17 protein-coding genes are annotated in these 24182 nt (G+C 37.9%); 14 read left to right on the forward strand and 3 right to left on the reverse strand.

Translation table 11 applies throughout. The features are described from left to right. Positions 1 to 444 precede the first annotated feature (444 nt). From LC454_RS09945 to LC454_RS10005, 13 genes are all read left to right on the forward strand, one after another. The gene (locus LC454_RS09945; RefSeq protein WP_223581947.1) at positions 445 to 603 is read left to right on the forward strand and encodes a hypothetical protein; all 159 of its coding nucleotides are present in this window, start codon (positions 445 to 447) and stop codon (positions 601 to 603) included. 919 nt (positions 604 to 1522) lie between these two features. After that, positions 1523 to 2050, forward strand: a complete 528-nt coding sequence (locus LC454_RS09950; protein WP_223581949.1) for an RNA polymerase sigma factor — start codon at positions 1523 to 1525, stop codon at positions 2048 to 2050. 46 nt (positions 2051 to 2096) lie between these two features. Continuing rightward, positions 2097 to 3254 (forward strand): FecR family protein, encoded by a 1158-nt coding sequence (locus tag LC454_RS09955; RefSeq protein WP_223581951.1) that lies wholly within the window; start codon positions 2097 to 2099, stop codon positions 3252 to 3254. Between the two features lie 253 nt (positions 3255 to 3507). Continuing rightward, positions 3508 to 7134 carry a SusC/RagA family TonB-linked outer membrane protein gene (locus tag LC454_RS09960; RefSeq protein ID WP_223581953.1) on the forward strand — a complete coding sequence of 1209 codons (3627 nt, stop codon included), beginning with the start codon at positions 3508 to 3510 and terminating at the stop codon, positions 7132 to 7134. Between the two features lie 11 nt (positions 7135 to 7145). Then, the gene (locus LC454_RS09965) at positions 7146 to 8618 is read left to right on the forward strand and encodes a RagB/SusD family nutrient uptake outer membrane protein (protein WP_223581955.1); all 1473 of its coding nucleotides are present in this window, start codon (positions 7146 to 7148) and stop codon (positions 8616 to 8618) included. A 4-nt stretch (positions 8619 to 8622) separates the two neighbouring features. Then, positions 8623 to 9993, forward strand: coding sequence for a substrate import-associated zinc metallohydrolase lipoprotein (locus LC454_RS09970; RefSeq protein ID WP_223581957.1), 1371 nt, complete (start codon positions 8623 to 8625; stop codon positions 9991 to 9993). A 3-nt stretch (positions 9994 to 9996) separates the two neighbouring features. Beyond that, entirely contained in the window at positions 9997 to 11325 is a 1329-nt protein-coding gene (locus LC454_RS09975) for a DUF4302 domain-containing protein (protein ID WP_223581959.1), read from the forward strand. A 153-nt stretch (positions 11326 to 11478) separates the two neighbouring features. Beyond that, on the forward strand, positions 11479 to 12348 hold the full coding sequence (locus LC454_RS09980; RefSeq protein WP_223581961.1) for a hypothetical protein: 870 nt from the start codon (positions 11479 to 11481) through the stop codon (positions 12346 to 12348). An 18-nt stretch (positions 12349 to 12366) separates the two neighbouring features. Beyond that, positions 12367 to 12807: a PH domain-containing protein gene (locus tag LC454_RS09985; protein ID WP_223581963.1), complete on the forward strand. Its 441-nt coding sequence runs from the start codon at positions 12367 to 12369 to the stop codon at positions 12805 to 12807. 780 nt (positions 12808 to 13587) lie between these two features. Beyond that, positions 13588 to 14019, forward strand: coding sequence for a nuclear transport factor 2 family protein (locus LC454_RS09990; RefSeq protein ID WP_223581965.1), 432 nt, complete (start codon positions 13588 to 13590; stop codon positions 14017 to 14019). Positions 14020 to 14171: 152 nt separating this feature from the next. Continuing rightward, positions 14172 to 15167 carry an energy transducer TonB gene (locus LC454_RS09995; RefSeq protein WP_223581967.1) on the forward strand — a complete coding sequence of 332 codons (996 nt, stop codon included), beginning with the start codon at positions 14172 to 14174 and terminating at the stop codon, positions 15165 to 15167. Positions 15168 to 15507: 340 nt separating this feature from the next. Next, entirely contained in the window at positions 15508 to 17694 is a 2187-nt protein-coding gene (locus LC454_RS10000; RefSeq protein ID WP_223581969.1) for a peptidase domain-containing ABC transporter, read from the forward strand. Between the two features lie 6 nt (positions 17695 to 17700). Continuing rightward, the gene (locus LC454_RS10005) at positions 17701 to 18984 is read left to right on the forward strand and encodes an HlyD family secretion protein (RefSeq protein ID WP_223581971.1); all 1284 of its coding nucleotides are present in this window, start codon (positions 17701 to 17703) and stop codon (positions 18982 to 18984) included. Positions 18985 to 19053: 69 nt separating this feature from the next. Here LC454_RS10005 and acs read toward each other — a convergent pair whose 3' ends face one another. Further along, complete coding sequence (acs, locus tag LC454_RS10010; RefSeq protein WP_223581973.1) at positions 19054 to 20970, reverse strand: acetate--CoA ligase; 1917 nt, start codon at positions 20968 to 20970, stop codon at positions 19054 to 19056. 185 nt (positions 20971 to 21155) lie between these two features. Between acs and LC454_RS10015 the strand changes: the two genes are divergently transcribed. Then, the gene (locus tag LC454_RS10015; RefSeq protein WP_223581975.1) at positions 21156 to 22022 is read left to right on the forward strand and encodes a hypothetical protein; all 867 of its coding nucleotides are present in this window, start codon (positions 21156 to 21158) and stop codon (positions 22020 to 22022) included. Between the two features lie 46 nt (positions 22023 to 22068). Here LC454_RS10015 and LC454_RS10020 read toward each other — a convergent pair whose 3' ends face one another. Then, positions 22069 to 23013, reverse strand: a complete 945-nt coding sequence (locus LC454_RS10020) for an NAD(P)-dependent oxidoreductase (RefSeq protein WP_223581977.1) — start codon at positions 23011 to 23013, stop codon at positions 22069 to 22071. Then, the gene (locus LC454_RS10025) at positions 23003 to 24181 is read right to left on the reverse strand and encodes an FAD-dependent monooxygenase (protein WP_223581979.1); all 1179 of its coding nucleotides are present in this window, start codon (positions 24179 to 24181) and stop codon (positions 23003 to 23005) included. Before LC454_RS10025 ends, LC454_RS10020 begins: the two co-directional genes overlap by 11 nt. Position 24182: the final 1 nt, after the last annotated feature.

The raw sequence follows: 24182 nt of genomic DNA on the forward strand, positions 1-24182 counted from the left end.
CTAGCTCAAAAGAGTATGAAAACATCGTGTTTAAAACTAAGAAGGAGTTAATTATGAAAAGTCGTTACAAGCTATTTTTATGGTACTGTCTAACAATGCTTGTTATCATTATTGGTCAGGAATGCACGGACCATTATTTTCGAGATGAAGTGAGAGAATATACTTTAGGTTGGATCGCGGTAGCATTTGTATGGATCATCCTTGGTGGTTTGACCTTAACATTTATTGAGGGGAGGATTAGACAAACTAAATCAAATAAATAGCTTCAGTTTATAAATATGACATGTACCTAGAGACCAATTTTTAATCTTTGTCGTATGTCTTTTGTTGTTAATTATAAAATTTCTTTCCGAAAAATGTAATAAAAGAGTGCTATGAATTGTCTTCGTTAATGAACGTTGTCGAACATTCTAGACAATTTAAATTAACATTTTTTGAAATTTTATGAAACATATTGTAAGTGCACTATTATCCCTATATGCTGCAAACCTAGTTGCGCAGGAAAAAGAGAATAAAACCAAGCATTTACCAGTTGAAGTGACCTATTTCGGCGGAATTCAATTTAACAACGCAAGTAATCTGAATAGAATCTTAAAGCAATAAGGAGCAGGAAAATTTCCAGGATTTGGATGGAATGCTGGTGCAGCTTACCGTATCAAACAAACGCTAATCGGGGGCAGTCTTAGTTTATCCACAAATAGTAAAAAAGATAATACCCTGAACACTGGAGATATTATCGTATACGTTGCAACCAATGCTGTTCATGCTGGTAATCTAATATTAAGTCCACAACTTGGTATTGGGAGCCAATGGTCCACTTTTACAATTCAAAAACACAACCAGTCTGGTTCATTTGACTTCCTAACTTCCGAATCTAATCAGACTCAAATGGAGCATAATACAGCGATTGTAGATTTCAATATTACATTGAAGTCAATGAATAAAAACAGAACAGTATTTTACCCCGAATGTAGAGTTGGCTATAAATCCTCCATAAAAAAAAATGAATGGAAGATTATCGGCGCGAAAGCCACAAATATACTTTCAGATAGATTAGGAAGTTTCTATGTACAGCTAGTATGGGGAATTGGTCGATAATAGAAAAAATAGACCTTTGCAGCCAAATTATAGATAAGATATTTATTTCGGATTTCCTAAAATAGGATATCTTACGACTAGCGAGACTGCGCAAGTGACATATCTCGCTAATATTTTGTGACAATCAAATCCCAAATGATTGATATTTTTTCATTAATAATTTATTCCTCGGCTTTTTGTAAATATTTTGTTTTTAATAACCTTAATGCGATTTCTTTTTGTTTTTATTTCTGGTATAAATCAATTATTGGCACTTAAAATAGATGAAAATCACCTTTTGTAATATATTTTTTGTGAATAATAAAAAATAATAATCATTTTTATGACACAATTATTAGGAATTTGTGATCACTTGTACCTAACATCCTAAACTATCGTGTTTATGAAATGCGGTAGAACAGTGGATATCGACGCAATCTAAACTATGCAAAAGGAAGAAATATTATTCAAGACACATTATAACGGGCTTTGTCATTTTGCTTGGAAGATATTGGGAGACCTCACCACCGCAGAGGATCTCGTACAGGATTCATTTATTGCTTATTTTAAGAATACAGACCAAATTAGCACCAACGATATTGCAATAAAGAATTATCTCTATAGTTCTGTCCGTTTTGCTTGTTATAATCATATTCGGCACGAAAAAGTAAGACAAAAGTATTGGAATGTAGTTGGTTTTACCGAAGAAGATAATACAGCACTTGAATTAAACATGATTCATAGTGAAGTTATTCAAGAGATATACAAAATCATTGAACAAATGCCCGCCTCCTGCCAGCAAGTTTTTCGATTGGGATATCTCGAAGGTTTATCCAATCTGGAGATTACCAAAGAATTACAGATTAGCATTAATACTGTAAAAACACAAAAACAACGCGGCATGAAAATGTTGCTAAAGCGCCTAAACCCTGAGTTTCTCCCTCTTGTTATTTTTTTGTTAAAAAATATTTAAATTCTTGTCACCCCTTTTTTCGTCTTGCGTTTCTTTAGTGTAATATATGAAAGAAAACACAGGACATATTGCGAGCATTATCCGAAAGTTCCTTAGTGACCAATTGACTATAGAAGAGCAACTTGAACTTGACGAATGGCTGAATGCTAATGCACGGAATAGACAAATTTTGGAATCATTTCGTGATGCGAGAAACATAGAAGAAGATTTATCCATTGTTCGGCAATTGGATTCCAATAAGGCATGGGATAAGTTGAATAATAAAAATCGCAAAACCATAAAGCCATTTGGGAAATGGTCGTTAGGAATAGCTGCATCAATTATTTTTCTAATGGGTACTTTCCTATTATGGAAAGCCATGTTTTCGCAAGGTCATTCTGAAAGAATACACGTCGCTATTAATAAAAAACAAGATATTGCACCAGCGACAAGTGGAGCGGTTTTAGTATTGGCGGATGGAACGAACGTACCGCTAAATGGAGATTCAACAAAAACCTTGAGTAAAAACAATAATTTGATCGGTAACGGTAGCGAATTAATTGTGAAAGATATTGATAAACCGATCCCCTCCCAGTACAATTTGCTAATTGTGCCAAAGGCTAGTTTTTATAAAATGACTTTAGGTGATGGAACGAAAGTATGGGTAAATGCGTTGTCCCAATTGAAGTTTCCTTCCCAGTTTTCGACTACTGAACGGAGAGTTTTTTTAGATGGAGAAGCCTTTTTTGAAGTAGCACACGATCCTGATCATCCATTTATAGTAGAATCTAAAGGAAATGAAATTAAGGTATTGGGGACACATTTTAATGTGAATTCCTATACGGATCTAGTGCGCACAACATTAACGGAGGGGCGGGTAGAAGTATGGCAAGATAATCAGTACGTGGCCCTGTCTCCGGGAGAATATGCGGCCGTGTCTAAGGGGCGTCTGATAAAGGGGAAAGCGAATTTACAGCAAGATCTATCCTGGCACAACAATGAGTTCTATTTTAGAAAAGAAACAATTGTGAATATTGCACATCAATTATCAAGATGGTACGATTTGGATGTGAAATTTAGAGGAAATGTACAGATGGATAAAGAATATACCGGAAGTATTGAGCGAGATGTTAAACTATCGCAGGTCCTGGAGATGTTGTCCTATGTCAGTGACCTAAAGTTTGAAGTGGATGGTAAAAAATTGACTATCGAAACAAAAAACTAAAAATTATACAGAGTTTTCACCAATACCAAATGCTTATGATAAATTAATAACTAAACCAAATGACCTAATAAAAGAGAACAGGAATGTTGGCGCATCCCTGTTCAGAAAAGATGTGATAACCAGGTCTAAATTAGAAGTAACAATTAAAAACCCCAATTAACCACAAACATGTAAATGTATGAATAACTTACCATTTGGCAAAAAGTGGTTCTTGATCCCTCAAGATCCGCGATTTTGCAAACCCCTACGTATTATGAAAATTAGTACATGTCTTTTATTTGCATTTGTGACAGGCGTACACGCGAAAGGTACAGCTCAGAAAGTCACTTTAAACATGAAAAATGCACGAATTGAAGAAGCGCTGTCTGCTATTTCCAAACAGTCTCACCTACGTGTGCTGTACAGTGAGAACTTAAATGCTAAAGCGCGGATTTCTGTCAATGTCAAGAATGCTTCTGTAGAAGAAGCATTAAATGCAGTATTAAAAAATAATAATATTGAATATAAGATCATTGCCAATACGATTTCTGTCAATAGCAACTCAAAAATTAATAACAGCAGCTTTACAGAGCTTCAACAACAGTCTGTCACAGGTACTATTAAAGATAAGAATGGGAAGGGGTTAAGTGGAGCTACAGTGACTGTAAAAGGAACATCAATTTCTACTCAAGCGGACGAAGCTGGTCATTTTAAAATTAACGCTTCATCTACTGCTACCTTAGTGATTCGGTATGTTGGTTTTGTGAGTACAGAAGTAGCCGTTGGAGGAAAAAAAGATATCAATATCACATTAGAACCAGCAGATCGTACACTGGAGGAGGTGAATGTCGTTGCAACGGGATACCAAAATCTTGATCGTAAGTTTTTTACGGGAGCTTCCACGAAAATAAATGCGAAAGAAGCCGAACGCGCCGGAGTTCCTGATGTTTCTCGGATGTTGGAAGGACAAGCAGCGGGTGTTTCCGTTCAGAACGTGTCTGGTACATTTGGTGCCGCTCCAAAAATCCGAGTTCGTGGAGCCACTTCTCTAACCGGAGATAATAAACCATTATGGGTAATAGACGGCGTTATCTTGGATGAGGCTGTCAATATCTCCAATGAAGCCTTATCAACAGGTGATGCAAATACCTTACTAGGATCTTCTGTTGCGGGTTTAAATCCCGATGATATTGAGTCGATCACTGTCTTGAAAGATGCCGCCGCAACTGCGATGTACGGTGCTGCTGCGATGAATGGTGTAGTCGTTGTGAATACTAAAAAAGGTAAAAATACAGAAGGACAGGTACATTTTAATTATTCTGGAAACTTTACAACCTATATTAAACCCAATTATAATCAATTCGATATCATGAATTCTGCTGAGCAGATGCAGTTGGTCATTGATATGGAAAACAAGGGGTATCTCAATCACTCTCAGGTTTCGAGAGCTGGAACAGGGGGGGTATTTACCAAAATGTACAATCTAATGTATGAGTATGACCCAAGCAGCGATTCTTTCAAACTCAGAAATGATGCTCCCTCTCGTTATAATTTCTTACAACGTTATGCGAATGTAAATACAGATTGGTTTGATTTATTGTTCAAAAACAGCTTTGTGCATGATCATTCGTTAAGTATGAGCACAGGAACAGAAAAGGCTCAGACCTACGCTTCAACGAGTTTTATGAATGATCCTGGTTATACGCTCGGTAACCAAGCAAAGCGTTTTACGGCTAACATTCGTAATAACTATAAAATCAATGATAAGTTGAGTACGGAATTTATTTTTCAGGGAAATATCCGCGATCAACGTACTCCGGGGACTTTAAATCGAAATTCTGATGCGGTTTATGGTAGCTATTCCCGGGATTTTGATATCAATCCTTACTCCTATGCATTAAATACCAGCCGTATTATTACACCATACGATGAAAATGGTGACCGCGAATATTTTACGAGAGATTATGCTCCATTTAATATCTTCAATGAACTTGATAATAATTATATCAAACTTAAATTGATGGATATTAAAGTTCAGGCAGGTGTAACGTATAAAATTTTACCCTCTTTGACCTACTCTGCCAATGGAATGTATCGGTATTATAATTCCGAAAGGCAACATATGATCACGGAGAATGCCAACCTTTCTAAAGCCTATCGTGCAAATCAAGATCAAACCGTAAATGCAGGAAATAGATTTTTGTATGCAGATCCAGATTTCCCTAATACCGATAAATATGTGATTTTGCCCAATGGAGGATTCTTTAATGTGGCCAATAACAATATGATCAGTTATTATATGCGACACAATTTGGAATTCAACAAAAAGTGGAATGACCATACCATGAACTTATTTGGGACCTACGAACTGCAGTATGCAGATAAACAGAGTCATGATTTTAATGGGCCGGGAATAGAGTATGGCAATGGCAATCTGGTGCTACCAGCATATCGGTATTATAAGAAACAGATTGAATCTGGCGATGCACCATTTGCAATGGATTATACTTATGATCGTAAATTGGCTTATGCTTTGCGCGGTGCTTACAATTATAAGGATAAGTATTCATTTAACTTCACCACCCGTTATGATGGATCCAATAAAATGGGGCGTACCAATGTGGCGAGGTGGCTACCTACCTGGAATGTTTCCGGAGCATGGGATATCGATCAAGAAAACTTCTTTAATAGAGAAAATAAAATCTTGTCACGTGTTAGATTACGGGGAACTTATGGCCTAGTTGCAAATATGGGAAATGCATCTAATTCTTCGGCCGTTTTCTATAATGCTATTACTTATAGACCTTATGATGGAGAAAAAGAAGGCAAGATCAATATCGATGGTTTGGAAAACTCAGAGCTGACCTGGGAAAAGATGTACGAACTTAATATTGGTACAGATTTAGGTTTCTTGAATGATCGTATTGATCTGAATTTTGACTATTATAGGCGTAATATATTTGATTTAATTGGGCCAATTCGCACTTCAGGGATAGGTGGGCAATTTGAAAAATTAGCCAATTATGCCGATATGAAAGGCCATGGGGTTGATATTCAGCTCGGGGGATTCCCATTTAGAGATCCAAATGGATTTACCTGGAGGACACAACTTACGCTTGGTTTTAACAAAACCAAGATTACCAAGCTAAATGTAACCCGTAATATTTGGGATCTGATTTCTGGTGAAGGTGGGGCAATGGTCGGCAAACCGCATAGAGGTCTGTACTCGTTGGATTTTGATAAATTGGCGGCTAATGGAGGTTATCCAACTTATATAGGTACGGATGGTAGCCCAGGAGAAACCTATTTTTGGTTTCAGGACACTCAAACGGAATTCTTGAAGTACGAGGGACCAGTGGATCCTACGCTTGCGGGAGGTTACTACAACCGATTGGAATACAAAAACTTTAGCCTTTCCTTTTTGCTGAAATTTGGTTTGGGCAATATGGTCCGTTTACAGCCTAATTATTCACCGATTTATTTGGATATGTATAATGTGTCGAGGGAATTGATCAATCGTTTTATTTATAAAGGCGACGAGTATTTAACCGTAATTCCGTCGGCACTCGATGGATTAACGTCCGAATTTGACGTTATAAATGCAGCCGGTAACCGTACGGCATCGGTTTACTCATACAATGCCTACAACTATTCATCGGAGCGTATTGCAAAAGGAGATTACCTCCGTCTATCGCAAATTTCTGTCGGATATAATATTCCCAAATCGGTCGTCAACAAAATTAAATTTAGGACTGCCCAAGTAAATTTGGTGGGAAATAACCTCTGGTTGATTTATGCGGATAAAAAGCTAAATGGAGTCGATCCTGAGTTCTATAACAATGGAGGGGTAGCCTTACCAGTTCCAAAGCAAGTAACTCTATCTGTAAAATTGGGATTCTAAACGATTAAATTATGAAACTTACAAATCTTAAATATCTATTCATTTCTTCTGCCGTGCTACTCAGCAGTTGTAACAAGTATCTGGATCAGCAACCGGATATGCGGGCGGAGATTAATACCGTTGATAAAGTCAAAAGACTGATTACCTCAGCTTACCCTTTTGGTAATTATCTTGCTATGGCCGAAACCTATTCAGATAATGTGGAAGATAAAGGTGTAGGCGGACTATATCAGCCAGTTCCTTCATTATACCGTTGGCAAGATATCAACAACAGTGATACAGATAGTCCAAATAGTTACTGGAATAATTGTTATGAAGCTATCGCTGCTGCTAACCATGCTTTGGCAGCGATTGAAACTAATAATTTCGGAAAAGAGATTGCTGCGTTCAAAGGCGAAGCTTTGGTGGCAAGGGCATATGCGCATTTTATGCTGGTCAATTTCTTTGCGAAAGTTTATGATTATAAAAAACCAGAGGAAAATACCTCTCCAGGAATTCCTTATGTGACCGAACCAGAGACTGTGGTAATCAAAAAATATGACCGCGGAACCGTTAAGTCTGTCTATGATAATATTCGCAAGGACTTGGAAGAGGGCTTAGCGCTGTTGGATGGAAATCCTGCAGAATGGAATGTACCCAAATACCATTTTACACCAGCTGCAGCCCATGCCTTTGCAACACGATTCTATTTGTTTACGGGCGAATGGCAAAAAGTAGTTGACAATGCCAACAAAATTTTTGCGGGCGGAAACTTTGCAGGGAAATTAATCCCCTATAATTCCACTTTCAAAAAAATGACCTTCGAAGAGGTGCATACTGTCTTTTCCAAAGCAGATCAGCCCTATAGCCTCTTGATCAATGAAACTTACAGTGGTTATCAACGTTGGTGGGATAACCGCTATGCCATGGGTATAAATGTGTTCCAGAATATTTATAATGGTACAACTGCTGCTGGAGCCAGGTTCTATAATTTCGGTGTCTCCTATGGTGCTCCACACTATACTACTTATATCTGGAAGGAGTTTTGGTACGTAACAAATGCAACTGCAAATACGGGATATCCTATGCTTATGGTCCCGGTATTAATTACAGATGAGGCGCTGATGAATCGAGCTGAGGCTTATTTGGAACTGGGAAATAATGCAGCTGGTATTGCCGATATGAATTTGATGGCGAGCAACCGAATTGAAAATTATAACCCTACAAATCATGCTGTAACAGCTGCAAAGTCCAAGCTGTTTTTTGGAGTTCAAGACGATAAGGAAGCGCTTATTCAAACCGTGCTGCAATTTAAGCAGGTTGGTTTCATGTCGATGGGATTACGTTGGTTCGATATTATTCGTAAAGGCATAACAGTAAAACATCTTGTTATTGCCAATGATGAAAGTGAATCTTATATCGAATTGAAACCAGATGATCCACGACGTGTTTTCCAGATCCCACAAGAAGCAATATTGTCAGGTGTTGAACAAAATACAAGGTAATTTTATGAAAACGATAACAAAAACATGTATAATAGTCGGTCTGATCGCCAGTTTATATTCCTGCGTAAAAGAGGAAAAGCTTAATTCAAAAATTGAAAATTATGACACCTTTGTTCCCGGTGCGATTGACGAATGGATAACAAAGAATCTGACCGATCCATATAATATTGAAGTAGTTTATCGGTATCAGCGAAATATGCATGATATCAATAAAAATATAGCACCAGCAGACGAATCCAAGGTTATTCCACAAATGGATGTGGTTATTAATGGATTTTTGGATGTTTATAAAAAAATAGGGGGGGTGCCTTTTATAAAAACGTATACGCCTAAACAGTTTGCTTTATTTGGATCCGGTGACTACGATGTGGATGGCTCTGTCAAAGGAGGAACTGCGGATGGTGGACGACGTATTACTTTGTATGGAATCAATAATTTTGATGCGGCAAATCCCAACGCTATAAGCGGAAATCTTCAGGTCATCCATCACGAATTTACACATATCCTTAACCAAATGAGATTTATCCCTGCTGAGTTTGGGAAAGTTTGTGCGGGAGATTATTATTCAAATTGGACCGCTCAGGAGAATGATCAAGCAAAGGCTAGATCATTGGGCTTTATCACTCCTTATTCGAGAAAGTCGATCGGGGAAGATTTTGCGGAAGTCTTATCTCACTTAATTGTCGCAGGTCAACTTTATTATGATGATTTTGCATATGATAGTGGAAAGGACGCTTATCCCAAGTTTAAGCAGAAGGAAGCGATTGTACGAGATTACATGATGCAAAATTTTAATATCGATGTGACCCAGTTACAAATTGAATTTCAACGTGTCATGACTGAAAAGTATAAGTCAACCCGTTATTCTGCTACAACAGCACTGAGCAACGATTACGTTGGTTCTTTAGATTGGGATATCCGGAATACCTGGGGATTGGAAAATACGATTTCCAGCAAACAAAGATCTTTATTTATGGCGATTTTGGACGAGCTTGGTGGGTGGACTACAAAATCCATGACATTCCAATTTGTATCCGCAACAAAAGCGACATTAAGCATCGGATTTGGTGATAATAGTGTAACCTATACTGCGGCTTATGACTTTGATGTTGTAAAGAATCCAGATAATACATTTAAAATTGCTAAATCCGCTACACAGGGGACCGGAACGATTTATAATAACGGAAACATAGGTTGGGTATTGGAAGATACTCAACCCCTGATTGATTATTTGGGCAGCACCAGTTTTTCCACCGACTGGAAAAAAGTTGATTTAGCGGTTAATCCGAGCGAATATCTGCAACTTTTGATTTTGAAGGATACGAAAGATCCGAATGCAACATTCATGGGCAAAGTAAATTTGAGGAAGTATTAAATTATGAAAAAGATATTTTATTTAATGTTTTTGGTCCTATTGGCTTTCGGTTGTAGCAAACCAAAAGAAATGGATCTTATATTCGGTAATCCCGATGAACGGATATCCGATACGCTGTTGTATGTAAAAAAGACCTTGGTAGACGCTCCTTACGGTTGGAAAGCTTATACAACCACAGAAATATCTAAAGGTGGATATGGCTTTTATATTCAGTTTGATAAAAATGATCGGTTAAAAATGATCGCAGATCTAAACGAAACGACCGCTTCCGAAGCAAAAGAATCTACTTATCGCATACGTCAGATTATGTATGCGACCTTGTCTTTTGACACGTATAACTACATTACGATGTTACAGGATCCTGACCCTAGTGTTTATGGAGGAGTGGCCGGGAAGGGGCATGGAAGTGATAATGAGTACGATTATGTTAAAACACACGGCGATACTTTGTTTTTCCAAGGACGTAAGTTTGTAAAACCGCTTGTATTGGTAAAGGCCACAGCGGAAGAACAGACTGCCTATCTAAACAAAAAACTTTTGGCTAGTATCAATGATGTGAATGCCTATTTTGAAGATGGAATAAACATTGTTATGCTGAATAAAGCAAACTGTGAGTTTACACTGAATACTTCTGCAAAACAAATTAATCTAATGGCAATGATCGATGGCAAAGTGGAGAGTATACAGATTCCATATTTTTATAATCTGGATAAAAATATGACACTGCTTAGTGATTCAACCTTTGATGGTGAGAAGTTTTCAAAGATTACGGAAAAAAGCGGAGTTTATACGCTACATGCTGTATCGGGTAAAACGTTTGTTATCAAAAAATCGAATGATTATTTATTACCGCCGCAGTATAAATTGGGAACAGCAATTACTGATATGTTCCAACCAGGTGTTTACAGCTATGCTAGCTCCCTACCTTTAAAAACTTGGTCCACAAGTTATGTGGTAGATTGGAATGAGTATGTGCGCTTATCGAAAACTAGTGGATATAATCTCACAGTTGGAGATTCTTTCTATAATTTTAATGATGCAAAGAAAATCATTACAATGGATGGCTATATTTATCAGGGTAATACCAGATATATTGGTGGTTATTTAATGAATTACTCCATTGACCTCGAAAAAGGCACGATACGTTTTCTATCTATTAAGAACACAACAAACAATGGGGGAATTATGGTGCCCTACATGAATGCTACATTCTTTAAAAAAATGATAAATCATGACTTTAAACTCTCATTTATAACGGATAAAGATTTTGGGTCAGGAATACAGTTTACAAGTGTAGAAGATCCTAATTATTATTTTTCTTTCGTCTACTAAAGTTAAGATGACAGTTTTTTTAATATAATAAGCCCTGCGGTATTTTAATAAAAAGTATCGTGGGGTATTATATTAAATTGTCCTATTGTTTCTTACTGATATGTTACTGCTTTGATGTCTGTTAAGAGAAAAATCGTTTTATATTATTGTATTATGATCCATTATATCAATGAATATGTGTATTTACAGCAGAAAAATACTTCCATTTTAGAGAACAATAAAATCAAATTGCTATTAGGTTTTATCTTATATTTTTTAGTTGGATGTGGTACACCAGATCAAGTATACCTTCGCGGAAATATTCCATTAAAAGATACTTTTTATATCGATGTATATAATATGCATACGGGTATTAAGACCTTTTCTGATACAATTTGTTCCGAAAATATCAATCACCAGATCGGAACATTACCCAAGGGAATTTATCAACTTATTGTTTCGTGGGATAGAGATATTGTGAAGCCGCAGGAGATTGAACGATTTGCTCGTCAACCTGAACTCGGTACACCAAGATATTATATGTCTACCACATTTTGGTTGGATACTAAAGAGTCAAATAATTATAAACTGTTACTGGACAATACCTATCAACAAGCGGAACTAGAAGAACTATTGTTAGCTAAGGATGGTGGTGAATCAATTAAAATAGCAGTTGTTTCCGATGGGAAAAACAACAAGATCTATAATGAATACTTAGCATTGGTGGATCGTTATAAGGCTAAAAATCGATATCAAAAAGACAGTCTTCAGCAAGTAGCAATACATTATAATGATCTTAAATTATTGCAAGAGGCAGATCGATTGCAGACACTTTTAACAAGAAACTGGTTGACAAATGTTAAGGCAGAGCTGCTAAAGGCAGAAATAGATTTTATGAAAAATAATATAGAGAATGAGGTGATTGTCGATATCTATCAAATTCAAGCAAATACTAAAGAAGATTTTAAGGAATATCGTGAAGTGTATCATCTGTTCCCACCCACCATTAGGCAAGCTTTGGCATGTTGGAAAAAAAATAATTGAGCTATCAAACTATTGGTTATGAAAGAAATATTTAATACCCACATACCCTTCGGTAGTTATATTTGGGGGGCAGGAATGATTATATTTATTGCCATGATATCCTATGGTGGTATGGAGAAGGGACTTTACTCGGGTGCACTATTGTTGTTTGCCGTGTTTGTATTAACCTGGTATCTCACCTTCTTCTTTAAACGTTATTGGATTGAAGATAATAAACTGTTTATAAAGAGTATTTGGGGAACAAAGTCTGTTGACGTCAACTCTATTCGTAAAGTGGAAGCTGATAAGGCGTTTTGGTTTGGATCGATGCGATTCACAGTTTTAAGGCCCTATAGGAGGGGAATGATCCTGCATTATAATGAGATTGATGATATATTCGTTGACCCAGAAAATCCAACCCAATTCATTGATAAATTAAAACAAATTGCACCAAACATCGATGTTATCGAAGGGAAATAGTAGGTTTTCTATAAAGATTCGCAAAGTGTATTATCAGATATCGAGATGGGATCTAGTACGTCGTAGTATTATAAAGGGTATGATGTTAATGCCGAAAAAGAACTTTAAATTGGAGTTGAGCTATCCAATAGAACAACAGCTTGTAATCACTAAAGATAAGATCGACGAGTTTAAAAGATGGTTATTGGAGAGCGATTAAAAGATGTTTTGAGTTATCCACAAGTTGTTAATAACGATATGGATACCGCTTTTCTAGCACAGAACGTTATCGAGCTATAAATATATTTGTGCCAGCGATAGAAAATAAGTTTTTCTTATTGGTGAATTTGCCCATAACTTATTTACAAGATAGTGGTTGGAAAATTGCAATATTTGTCATTGCCATTTGCTTTCTTAATAATCAGCCATAATGCTTATTGTATTTTTACCGCCCCATCCACCTCATTCACCGACTTTTTCCGAAGGTTAGTCTAAATGTAATAAAATCGCAGGCTGAGTTGTCTTAATTTTGAATCAGAAACCATCATGAGCTATACCAACTTACAAATAAAAGTTCGGATTTCTTGTTCATGATAGCTTCGTTGCCAATAAGAGAAAAATTAAAGAATGAAAGTTGAAGGAAATGTTGCAACAAAATCCACATCCCTACGACTACTAGGAAAGAGACAATAAAAACTAACAATATAAAGTAGAAACGATTATGAAACCATCATGATTTATTCAGTAAATAAGAAATGAATAAATCTGATAGCTTCATCACAACTAAAAACAATTATAACGATGAAAACTTTAGTAAAGACATTTGTAGCAGCTGCTTTGATCGCAGTATCAACATGTACCATGGCTGCCGGTAATCCTGGTAAAACATTGAACCTATCCACCGCAGACTTGGCTATTGATAGCTATCTATCTGTGATGACGGAAGGTGTATCGGGGGGTGTTGAACAATTATTCGCTTCCGATTTTAGTCAAAAGGTTCAAGGCGAAACCGGACGTACCAATACACGTTCAGAAGTAATTTCTTTTTTGAAAAAACAAAAAGGTGAAAAACTGAACTGTAGCACCAATACGGAGATCCTAGAGGAATCCGAAAATTATATGGTGGCACGGCTTACTATGAAATTCGAAACATTTACGAAAACCGATCTGGTTACCTTGGTAAATGAAGCCGGAAGCTGGAAAGTCGCGAGTTCAGTAAACTCATACAAATAGCAACTGTTTAATTAAATTCATATGTTTATTTTTGGCCACGTCGTGATGATGTGGCTATTTTTTTGCTGCTGAAATAATATAAAAATATTGCCCCCATATTATTTATATACTATTCGGATTTATTATACTTGTCTTGATTATTAACACTCATTATGAAGTATTATTTACATTTTCCGGTGAAACTTATTTGTTTTCTTCTATTCAACCTTTGTGGATTGAGTCTTTCAGCACAAATCGCCTTTACCACATATCATAAAAAAGATGGTGATGAAACAGAAGAAAAAGATTCGGCCTATTTTTTAAGGACAGTCCATGTGGATGCCAAGGGCAAAGATAAAATCTATCGAATTGAGGAGTATTATCTGCGCAACGACTCTGTCAAACTCAACGGTGTCAGTAAGAATGCACGTAGCCCATTCCAATTTCAAGGTAAGAAATATGAATTCTATGAAAATGGTACACTGAAGAGCTTAGAGAATTTTACCGATGAAGGAGAGCTCGTGGATTCTGCATTTTACTTATATCCCAATAATAAGTTGAAAATGATGGTTTTTTATCCTAGTGAACTTTACAAAAAGAAGTTGCAGGTTAAAAAACCGATCTATATTGTATATTATGATTCTCTTCAGAACAAGACATTGGAAAATGGAAATGGACGTATTCGCTTTAATGTAGATGGAAAAGAGGAGTATGAAGAAGGTGAAATTGTTAATAATTTACGCGAGGGAGAGTGGAAAGGAAGGGCCGGGCAAGAGTCCTTTGTAGAAAACTATAATCAGGATCGGTTACTATCAGGTACTTTAACAAAGGAGGATGGCGCTATTATCCAATATGATTCAACAATATATAAAGTCAATCCAGAGTATCCGGGAGGAACATACAAGATGATGACTTTTGTTGCAAATAATTTTGACTACCCAAAGGAGGCCATGAAGAATGGTGTAAGCGGTATTTTGGAGATAGATTTTGTCATTAATAAAGTTGGCGAGGTCGAGGATATTAAGGTCAAGCGGGATTTGGGTTTTGGTACCGGAGAAGCAGGTATACGTGTCGTAAAAAAACTAGGGAAATGGAAACCGGGAATGCGACGAGGGAAGCCTGTGCGTATTGCCTATACGCTGCCAATACGATTGAATCTAATGAGATAAAAATCAGAAATTCATTTAAAGCTAAAAAGCCTCCCATTGGGAGGCTTTCTTTGTTAAAGGTTCTCGCAGAACTATTTTTTCAGGCCTTCAGCCTCCTGTATAATACTTTCGACTACTGTCGGATCTAGCCAAAGTAGATATGTCACTTAAATTATTGATATCTCTGTTCTCTTTCCAATTTATCCTAAAAAGTATTTTGCTAAACGATAATTATGAAAAAAAGTTTATATTTATCGTAGTGCTTATGATGCTTTTTAGTATCAATATATTGTTTTTATCTAAACATATATTTTGCTAATTCTTAAGTGCTGTTTTGTTTTATATCAATAATAACTTAACCGTGATTTCTAAATTTCCCAATTATAAACAAATGGATGTGATGGACTGTGGTGCCACTTGCCTTCGTATGATCTTTAAATACTACGGCCAGTCTGTATCTATCCATAAAATTCGTAAACTCTGTCAAACAAAAAATACCGGAGTTAACTTGTTGGGAATAAGTGAAGCTGCTGAAAAACTTGGTTTTCGAACCTATGGCGTTCGATTGACACTAGAACAGCTTCAGGAAATTGAACTTCCTTGTATTTTGCATTGGAACCAGAACCATTTTGTTGTACTATATAAAGTAAAACGGGATAAATATTACATTTCGGATCCTGCACTTGGACTTGTTACTTATGACAGTAAGGAATTTGTGCAAAACTGGTATTCGGCAAAAGAACTGCATTCTGGTCTTTCATTGGTCTTGAGCCCAGGTCCTGAGTTTTACCAACTTGATGAGGAGGAGCCCGACCTATCCTTAAAATGGGGGAAGATGTTTAGATATTTTTATAAGTATAAACGTCTTTTTACCCAACTGATATTAGGTATGGTGTTAGGTACCATTTTGCAATTGGTCACCCCATTCCTGACACAGTCTGTCGTTGATATAGGAATTAATACCAAAAATATCAGCTTTATCAACCTGATACTGATCGCTCAATTAATGCTGTTTGTCGGTAGTACTGCCGTATCATTTATTCGATCCTGGATTTTGCTGCATATCAGTACACGAGTAAATATCTCGATTCTGACGGATCTACTTATAAAAATCATGAAGTTACCGATGAACTTCTTTGATATAAAAACACATGGAGATCTGATGCAGCGCATGGCCGATCAACAACGAATCGAATCTTTCCTGACCGGAAGTACATTGAATACACTGTTTTCCATAGTGAATATGCTGATCTTTGGGGCTCTGCTTATTGTTTATAACAAAATCATATTTTTGGTATTCTTTGCGGCAACTATACTTTATACGCTATGGATCCTGTTTTTTATGAAGTATAGACGCGAATTGGACAATAAGCGGTTTAAGATATCATCTGAAAATCAGACTTATATGGTCGAGATGATCCAGAGTATCAAAGACATAAAATTAAATAATGCGCAGAAACAAAAACGTTGGGGCTGGGAGGCCTTGCAGGCAAGGCTTTTCAAATTTAAGGTAAAAAGCTTGGCGCTGTCCCAATACCAATCTATTGGTTCTATGGCCATCAATCAGACAAAAGGTATAATTATCACCTTTATCAGTGCTAAGGCAGTTATTGATGGTGATATGACACTTGGGGGGATGATGGCTGTTCAATATATCGTAGGAATGGTCAGTAGCCCTGTGGAATCGTTACTCGGTTTTATGCAATCTTTTCAGGACGCTAAGATCAGTATGGAACGGCTTAATGAAATTTATGAAACGGAAGACGAGGAAGATGTGAAAAAGGATTATCTGGACAATTTGCCGGAGAAAAAGGATATCGAGATCCGTAATCTGACTTTTCGCTACTACGGTGCTGGAAACGAACCGATTTTCAATCGTCTGAACTTGAATTTTCCCGCCGGTAAAACCACAGCCATTGTAGGAACCAGTGGAAGTGGGAAAACGACTATTCTAAAATTACTATTACGGTTTTATGAATACGAAGAGGGGGAAATTCTCATCGGTGGAAAACGATTAGAGCGGTTTGATTTCTCTCTTTGGCGAGATAAATGCGGAGCAGTGTTACAGGATAACTATGTATATGCAGATACAATAGAACGTAATATTACTGTCAACGAAGAGTTTCCAGACCAGCAGCGGTTGGATACTGCGATTGAAATTGCTAATCTAAATGAATTTATCGCGGAGCAACCCTTTGGTTTGGCGACCAAAATTGGTACAGCAGGTAAAGGAGTGAGTCAGGGACAACGACAACGTCTGATGATTGCCCGTGCAGTGTACAAGGAACCTGAATTTATATTTTTGGATGAAGCGACCAATTCGCTCGATGCCAATAATGAAAAGGTAATTATTGAAAACCTTGACCGTTTCTTTCAAAAAAGAACAGTAATTGTTGTTGCCCACAGACTTAGCACCGTCAAAAATGCCGATAATATTATCGTATTGGAAAAGGGAAATGTTGTTGAACAGGGAACACACGTTGAACTTACGGCGTCAAAAGGGAAATATTTCGAATTAGTAAGAAACCAATTGGAATTGGGGAATTAAATAGCTATGAAAGAATCATCGATTATAGAATCAGATATCCATTCAGAAGATTTACAGGATATTATCGCCAAACCGCCATCTTGGCTTTTAAGAAGAGGGATAACATTTATCCTGTTGACAGTATTGCTTATTCTGGGGATGTCTGTATTTATACGTTATCCTGAAACTGTGGATAGTAAGATTAGATTTAATACAACAGATGCCCCCAAAGTCCTTTCTGCTAAGGTCAATGGAAGTCTGGTGAAACTTTTAAAGAAAGACGGTGACTGGGTAGAAGCAGGTGGACCATTAGCTTATTTAGAGAGCACAGCAGATCATGACCAGATTGTGGTGCTTTTGGATAAGCTTCAACAAATACGTCAACAACCGAATGCCACTTATAATCTGGAGGCATTGATCGAGCCAAAGAATCTCAATTTAGGAGAACTACAAGGTGCTTATCAAAACTTCTATCTTTCCTATCTGAGTTATGTCTCCGCCCGGGATCAAGGAATATACCAAAAGCGTCGGTCGGTGATCAATCAAGAAGTTACGAATGTGAATGAACAATATAAAAAGAATAGTCAGTCTTTTGAATTGCAGAAGCAGCAACTTGATCTGGCAGAGAAAGAATACGAAAAGTACAAATTACTGGCTGAAAAGAAGGTGATCAGTCCTGCCGAACTTCAGGAAAAGGAAGCGCTGTTGTTGGCAAAACGCCAGATTATTCCCCAAATGGAAAATAGTTTGATCAGTTATGAAGGAAATATCCTGTCTAAAAATAAGGAACTGGCGGAAATTGAAAATCAGATCGGAGAAGAACAGAAAAAATTTATACAAGCATTAAATAGCTTTATCAGTGAAGCGGAGAACTGGAAAAAACAATATGTCATGACGAGCCCCGTCAGTGGAAAGCTAATTTATGGAGAATTCTTACAGATAAATCAACAGGTTGCCGTCGGACAAAAATTATTCTATATCAATCCCAAAAGCGAAAAATATTATGGCGAGGTATTATTGCCCCAAACTGCTTCAGCGAAAGTGAAGAAAGGTCAAAAAGTTTTGATTAAAGTGAACGGATATCCCTTTGAAGAATACGGTTATTTAAGAGGGAAGGTGGAATATATTTCAGATATTCCGATTCGGGACAGTGTGTTCTTTACGACTGTTGGTCTTGATACGACGGGTAGCAATCCATTGATCCAACTTAAACCTGGGTTATTTGGAGATGGTGAGATCATTACCGAAGATAAATCTATTTTTAGACGTATCTGGAACAATCTGACAAAAAATTTGAGGTTTAAAAACTGATGGAATTGTAACAAAAAGCCCTGTCAAAAATATATTGCAGGGCTTCCTTTGTTAAAGGTTCTAGCGGAACTATTTTTTCAGGCCTTCAGCACCCTGGATGATGCCTTCGACTACTGTAGGATCCTGCAAAGTAGAAGTATCACCTAAATTACTGATATCTCCCTCAGCAATCTTGCGTAGAATACGGCGCATGATCTTTCCGGAACGTGTCTTTGGAAGGTCATTGACAAACTGGATAATATCTGGTTTGGCAATAGGACCAATAATGCGCGAAACAGTCTCCATGATATCTTTTTTAGTTGCTTCTGCATCCGTGTGGTGATTAGCAATAACGTAAGCATAGATACCCTGGCCTTTTACCGGATGTGGATAACCGACAATAGCGGATTCCACAACGTCAGCATGCATATTGATGGCATTCTCTACCTCCGCAGTACCGATGCGGTGACCAGATACATTCAAGACATCATCCACGCGACCTGTGATTTTGTAATATCCTTCTGGGCTACGGTAACAGCCATCGCCCGTAAAATACATGTCTTTGTAAGTGGAGAAGTACGTTTGTCTACAGCGATCATGGTCGCCCCAGGTCGTACGTAGCATACCTGGCCAAGGGAATTTGATACATAGATTTCCGGTGACATCATTGCCCTCGATTTCTTTTCCATTTTCGTCCATCAACGCCGGTTGTACACCAGGCATTGGGAACATCGCATAACTTGCTTTTTCTGGTGTAACACCAGCTAAAGAAGTGATCAGGTGACCACCATTCTCCGTTTGCCAATAAGTATCAACGACAGGACAGTTCTTTTTACCGACCTTTTCATTAAACCAGTTCCAGGCTTCTTCATTGATAGGTTCGCCTACTGAACCTAGTACACGTAGTGAGGAAAGGTCGTTTTTATCTACAAATTGATCGCCAAAAGCCATTAATGAACGTAGCGCTGTAGGGGACGTGTAAATGATATTGACTTTAAATTTGTCAACAATATCCCAATAACGGCTGGCATCTGGGAATGTTGGGATACCTTCAAACATCAATGAAGTGGCACCTTGGGATAGTGGCCCGTAAACAATATAGCTATGGCCAGTAATCCAACCAATGTCAGCTGTACAGAAAAATACATCATTTGGTTGATACTGGAAGGTATTCATAAAGGTGTATCCCGTGTAAACCATATAGCCACCACAGGTATGTACAACTCCTTTAGGTTTACCTGTAGATCCAGACGTGTAAAGGATAAACAGGGTATCCTCAGCATCCATTTCTTCCGCTGGGCAGGCTGGATTTCCTTGGGTTTCCACTTTCTTGATCTCATCTTCCCACCATACATCACGGCCTTTGATCATGGATACCGGTGTACGCGTACGTGTTAATACAATGACTTTCTCTACAGTATCACATTGCATCAAAGCATCATCAACAATATTTTTAAGTCCAATGGTTTTATTACCACGGTAGCTACCATCGGAAGTAACGATCAATTTGCATTCCGCATCCACGATACGATCGGCGATGGAACGTGCCGAGAATCCACCAAAGACAACCGAGTGGATAGCGCCTATACGGGCACAGGCCAATACCGCAATCACCAATTCGGGAACCATCGGTAAATAAATACAGACACGGTCACCCTTTTTGATATTGTTATTCTTTAATACATTAGCAAATTGTTCAACCTTCTGCAACAATTGTTTATAGGAAAGGATACGATGTGCTTCATTTGGGTCATTTGGCTCCCAGATAATCGCTGGTTTATCGCCATTCGCATAAATATGACGGTCCAGGCAGTTTTCGGTAATATTTAATTTTGCACCATCAAACCATTTGATATTAGGTTCCTCAAAGTTCCAGTTTAGCACTTTGTTCCATTTTCTCTTCCAGAAAAAATGATCCGCTATGCTCGCCCAAAACTCCTCAGGTTGTTCTACACTTCGCTTATATTCACTTTGATATTCTTCAAATGATTTTATTTGTAGGCTCATTGTTATAGGATTATTATGAATTATTTTAATTTATAAAGTTATCGTTGCGAAATTGTTTTTAATAGCTCAATTTCGGTGTACAATTTAGCGGTTTTTGCCCATTTTATCAACAATTTGATGTTTAATATAATGTTAAACTACTTTTATCTATCAAGATTGTTATATTGCAGCAAGATTAAACACAGATGTTGTTTCTAAGAAAGATATTCTATATCAGCATTTATACGAATATTTTGATTGCATTGGCCGCCATGGCCCAATGTGCGCTGACCTATATTATATTTGAACGTCCGATCAATTGGTCTATTGTCTTGGTTGAGGGAACAGCAACATTATTGCTTTACAACTTTAGCTTATGGTGGTCTAAACCCCAAAACCCAAAAGAATCAAAATTTGCCCGCACGCGCTGGATATTTAACCACGAGTGGGTGATGTGGCTAAATAACGTGATCGCATTAATTATTCTTGGTTACTGTTTGCTGCACATCCATATTTATTCGTTCTTATTCCTAGGTTTTATTGGAATATTGAGCTTGTTGTATGGGATGCCGCTGTTTACTTTTCATGATCGCAAAGTTGGGCTTCGGCAAGTTCCTGGGGCGAAAATCTTCCATATCGCCTTGGTTTGGGTATGCAGTAGTGTCGTGCTTCCTTATGTCGAATTGCTTAATATCGGGGACAGGATAGACTCTTGGGTACTTGTTGCACTTTGTGTGCTAAAATTTATATTTTTGATTATTTGCACGCTACCTTTTGATATACGCGATATTCAACAGGATTCCTACTATCATTTGAGGACATTGCCCAATATGTTAGGGGAGCAAAAGGCAAAAAGACTTACCTATACTTTATTGCTGTTACATAGTCTCTTAATCCTTATCGCTCCTTATCTGTTATGGATCAAATTGGGGCTGATCTTAACCAATATACTGATTTATGCACTCCTAAAGCTGGCTGTCTTCAAAACGAAAGATCACTACCACTATGCCTACTTATTGGATGGTAGTCTGGTGCTCCAATTTTTGATCGTAGTCTTATTTAGTATTTACTAGGTAATATTGCTTTCATCATCCGATGATGGATTAAAGTTTTTATTTTTTAATATTTGCCCTGTTGCTTTAAAAATGCGATAATCTTATCTGCAGCAACTTCTGATAATTTGTAATAGCTTTCAAAAGTCCAGCCCGCTACATGGGGAGATAAAATGACGTTATCCCTAGTGATAAGGTCGGGATACCAGGTCTGTTCCCCAAGTTTGGGGAATTTTTCAACAGGGAGTACATCAAAAGCTGCTCCCAGGATACGGCCCTTATCAAGACCGTTTAGTACGGCCGGAACTTGTACAATCTCACCTCTGGCACCCAACAGGAAAAAGATAGGTTTGTTAAACTTCGATAAATACGCATCATCAATCATTCCCTTTGTCTCGGCAGTCAATGGGATATGGAAACTAATAATATCGGCTTGTTCGTAAATATTTTCCATGCTTGCTTCTTCTGCATACTCGTCAGTATAATTCGTCCGGTATTTGTCGTAAGCCAGTACCTTCACGTCAAAACCAGAAAGCTTTTTGGCCATCGCCATACCATTATGGCCATAACCGATCAAACCAACAGTGCGATCTTTAAGCTCATAGCCACGGTTGGCTTCACGCAACCATTGACCAGCTCTCACTTGCTGATCACTGCGGTTGAGATTGTTCATCAGACTCAATAACATTCCGATCATGTGTTCGCCCACAGCATCTCGGTTTCCCTCATTGGCGGGAATCAAGGTAACCTGTTTTTGAATGGCAATTTCATCGTCGATATTATCCATTCCTGCTCCAGCACGTGCGATAAAATGGAGGTTGGATGCAAAGTCAAAAAGCGGCTTATCTACCTGAAATTTCGAACGAATGACCATTCCGGAGTAGTTCGCAATGATCTTTTCGGTTTCAGCACGGTCGATATCGGGGCGGTAATCATAAGCGATACCCGCCTGCGCAAATTTCTCCAACATAATTTCGTGGATGTCATCGACAATCAAAATATTAGTCTTCATGATTACGGTTAATTTGCATAAAATCTACTGACAACAGTTTGTTTAATTGTTGCTGTTTGAGCCCGTTGGGCATTATTTTCATAAAAAAATTGCGCATGCCAATCAAAAGGGGATTTTCCCATTGGGCGATTTTGCCAATCTGCCAGGAAGTGTTACTGATATAGTTGACGCGATCCAATCGACGCGTTTCAAATCGCGAGAAGGCATGTTGAATGGATGCGGCTGTTTTCAGCTCATCCAGCAACACAGCAACATCTTCTATTGCTTGACAGGCGCCCTGTCCTAAATTGGGGGTAGTGGCGTGACCAGCATCTCCGAGCAAAAGGATATTGTCAAAAGCAAGCTGTTGTAATGGCGCGATATCTATAATGTCGTTCCAGATCAGTTCGGTATCCTTGGTCTCGGACAGAATCGTTGGAATAGGATTGTGGTATTCCTTGAAGTTGTTCAATAATTCTGCTGTGGTCCAGTTTTTTAGCGTCGGATTTTGCTGTATGCTGTTGATGCAGGCATACCAATATACACGATTGCCAACAAGGGGTGTCATTCCAAATCTACCTTTTGAACCCCAGGTTTCAGTGCTTTTTTTGAGTTGGATACTGCTGTTATCTATTGTTGCCCGCCAGCAGGTATAACCTGAATAACGGGGGCTTGAGGCCGGTATCAATTGTTGACGTAATAGTGAATGTACACCATCGGCAATAAGTAATGCAGCTCCTACAACTTGGCTTCCGTCGGTAAAATGAACACAGACTTGTTCCCCTAACCGTTCAAAGGAAGTCGCGCGTTTGCCAAGGTGAACCTGACTATCGGGAATTTTTGATAAAAGAAACTGGTGCAGGTCCGCCCGATGTATGGCAAAATTGTCCTGATTGTATTTTTTGCTGATGGATTTGGTATTCGGTTCGACCAAAAGATTTCCTTTTTGATCCAACACATTATAGGAACCCAGATAATGTCCAATTTGACTGATTTCATCTTTTAATCCCAGATGATCTAGAGCCTGCATGGCATTGGCAGCGAGTCCAAAACCTGCACCTATACCTTTAAGTTCAGCTACACTTTCATAAACATGGGCTTTAAGACCCAATTTTTGAAGGCCTATCGCGGCACATAATCCAGCGATCCCACCGCCAACAATAATAAAAGTGTTATCTGCAAAATTCATA

Source organism: Sphingobacterium sp. GVS05A (assembly GCF_019969845.1).
Classification (GTDB): domain Bacteria; phylum Bacteroidota; class Bacteroidia; order Sphingobacteriales; family Sphingobacteriaceae; genus Sphingobacterium.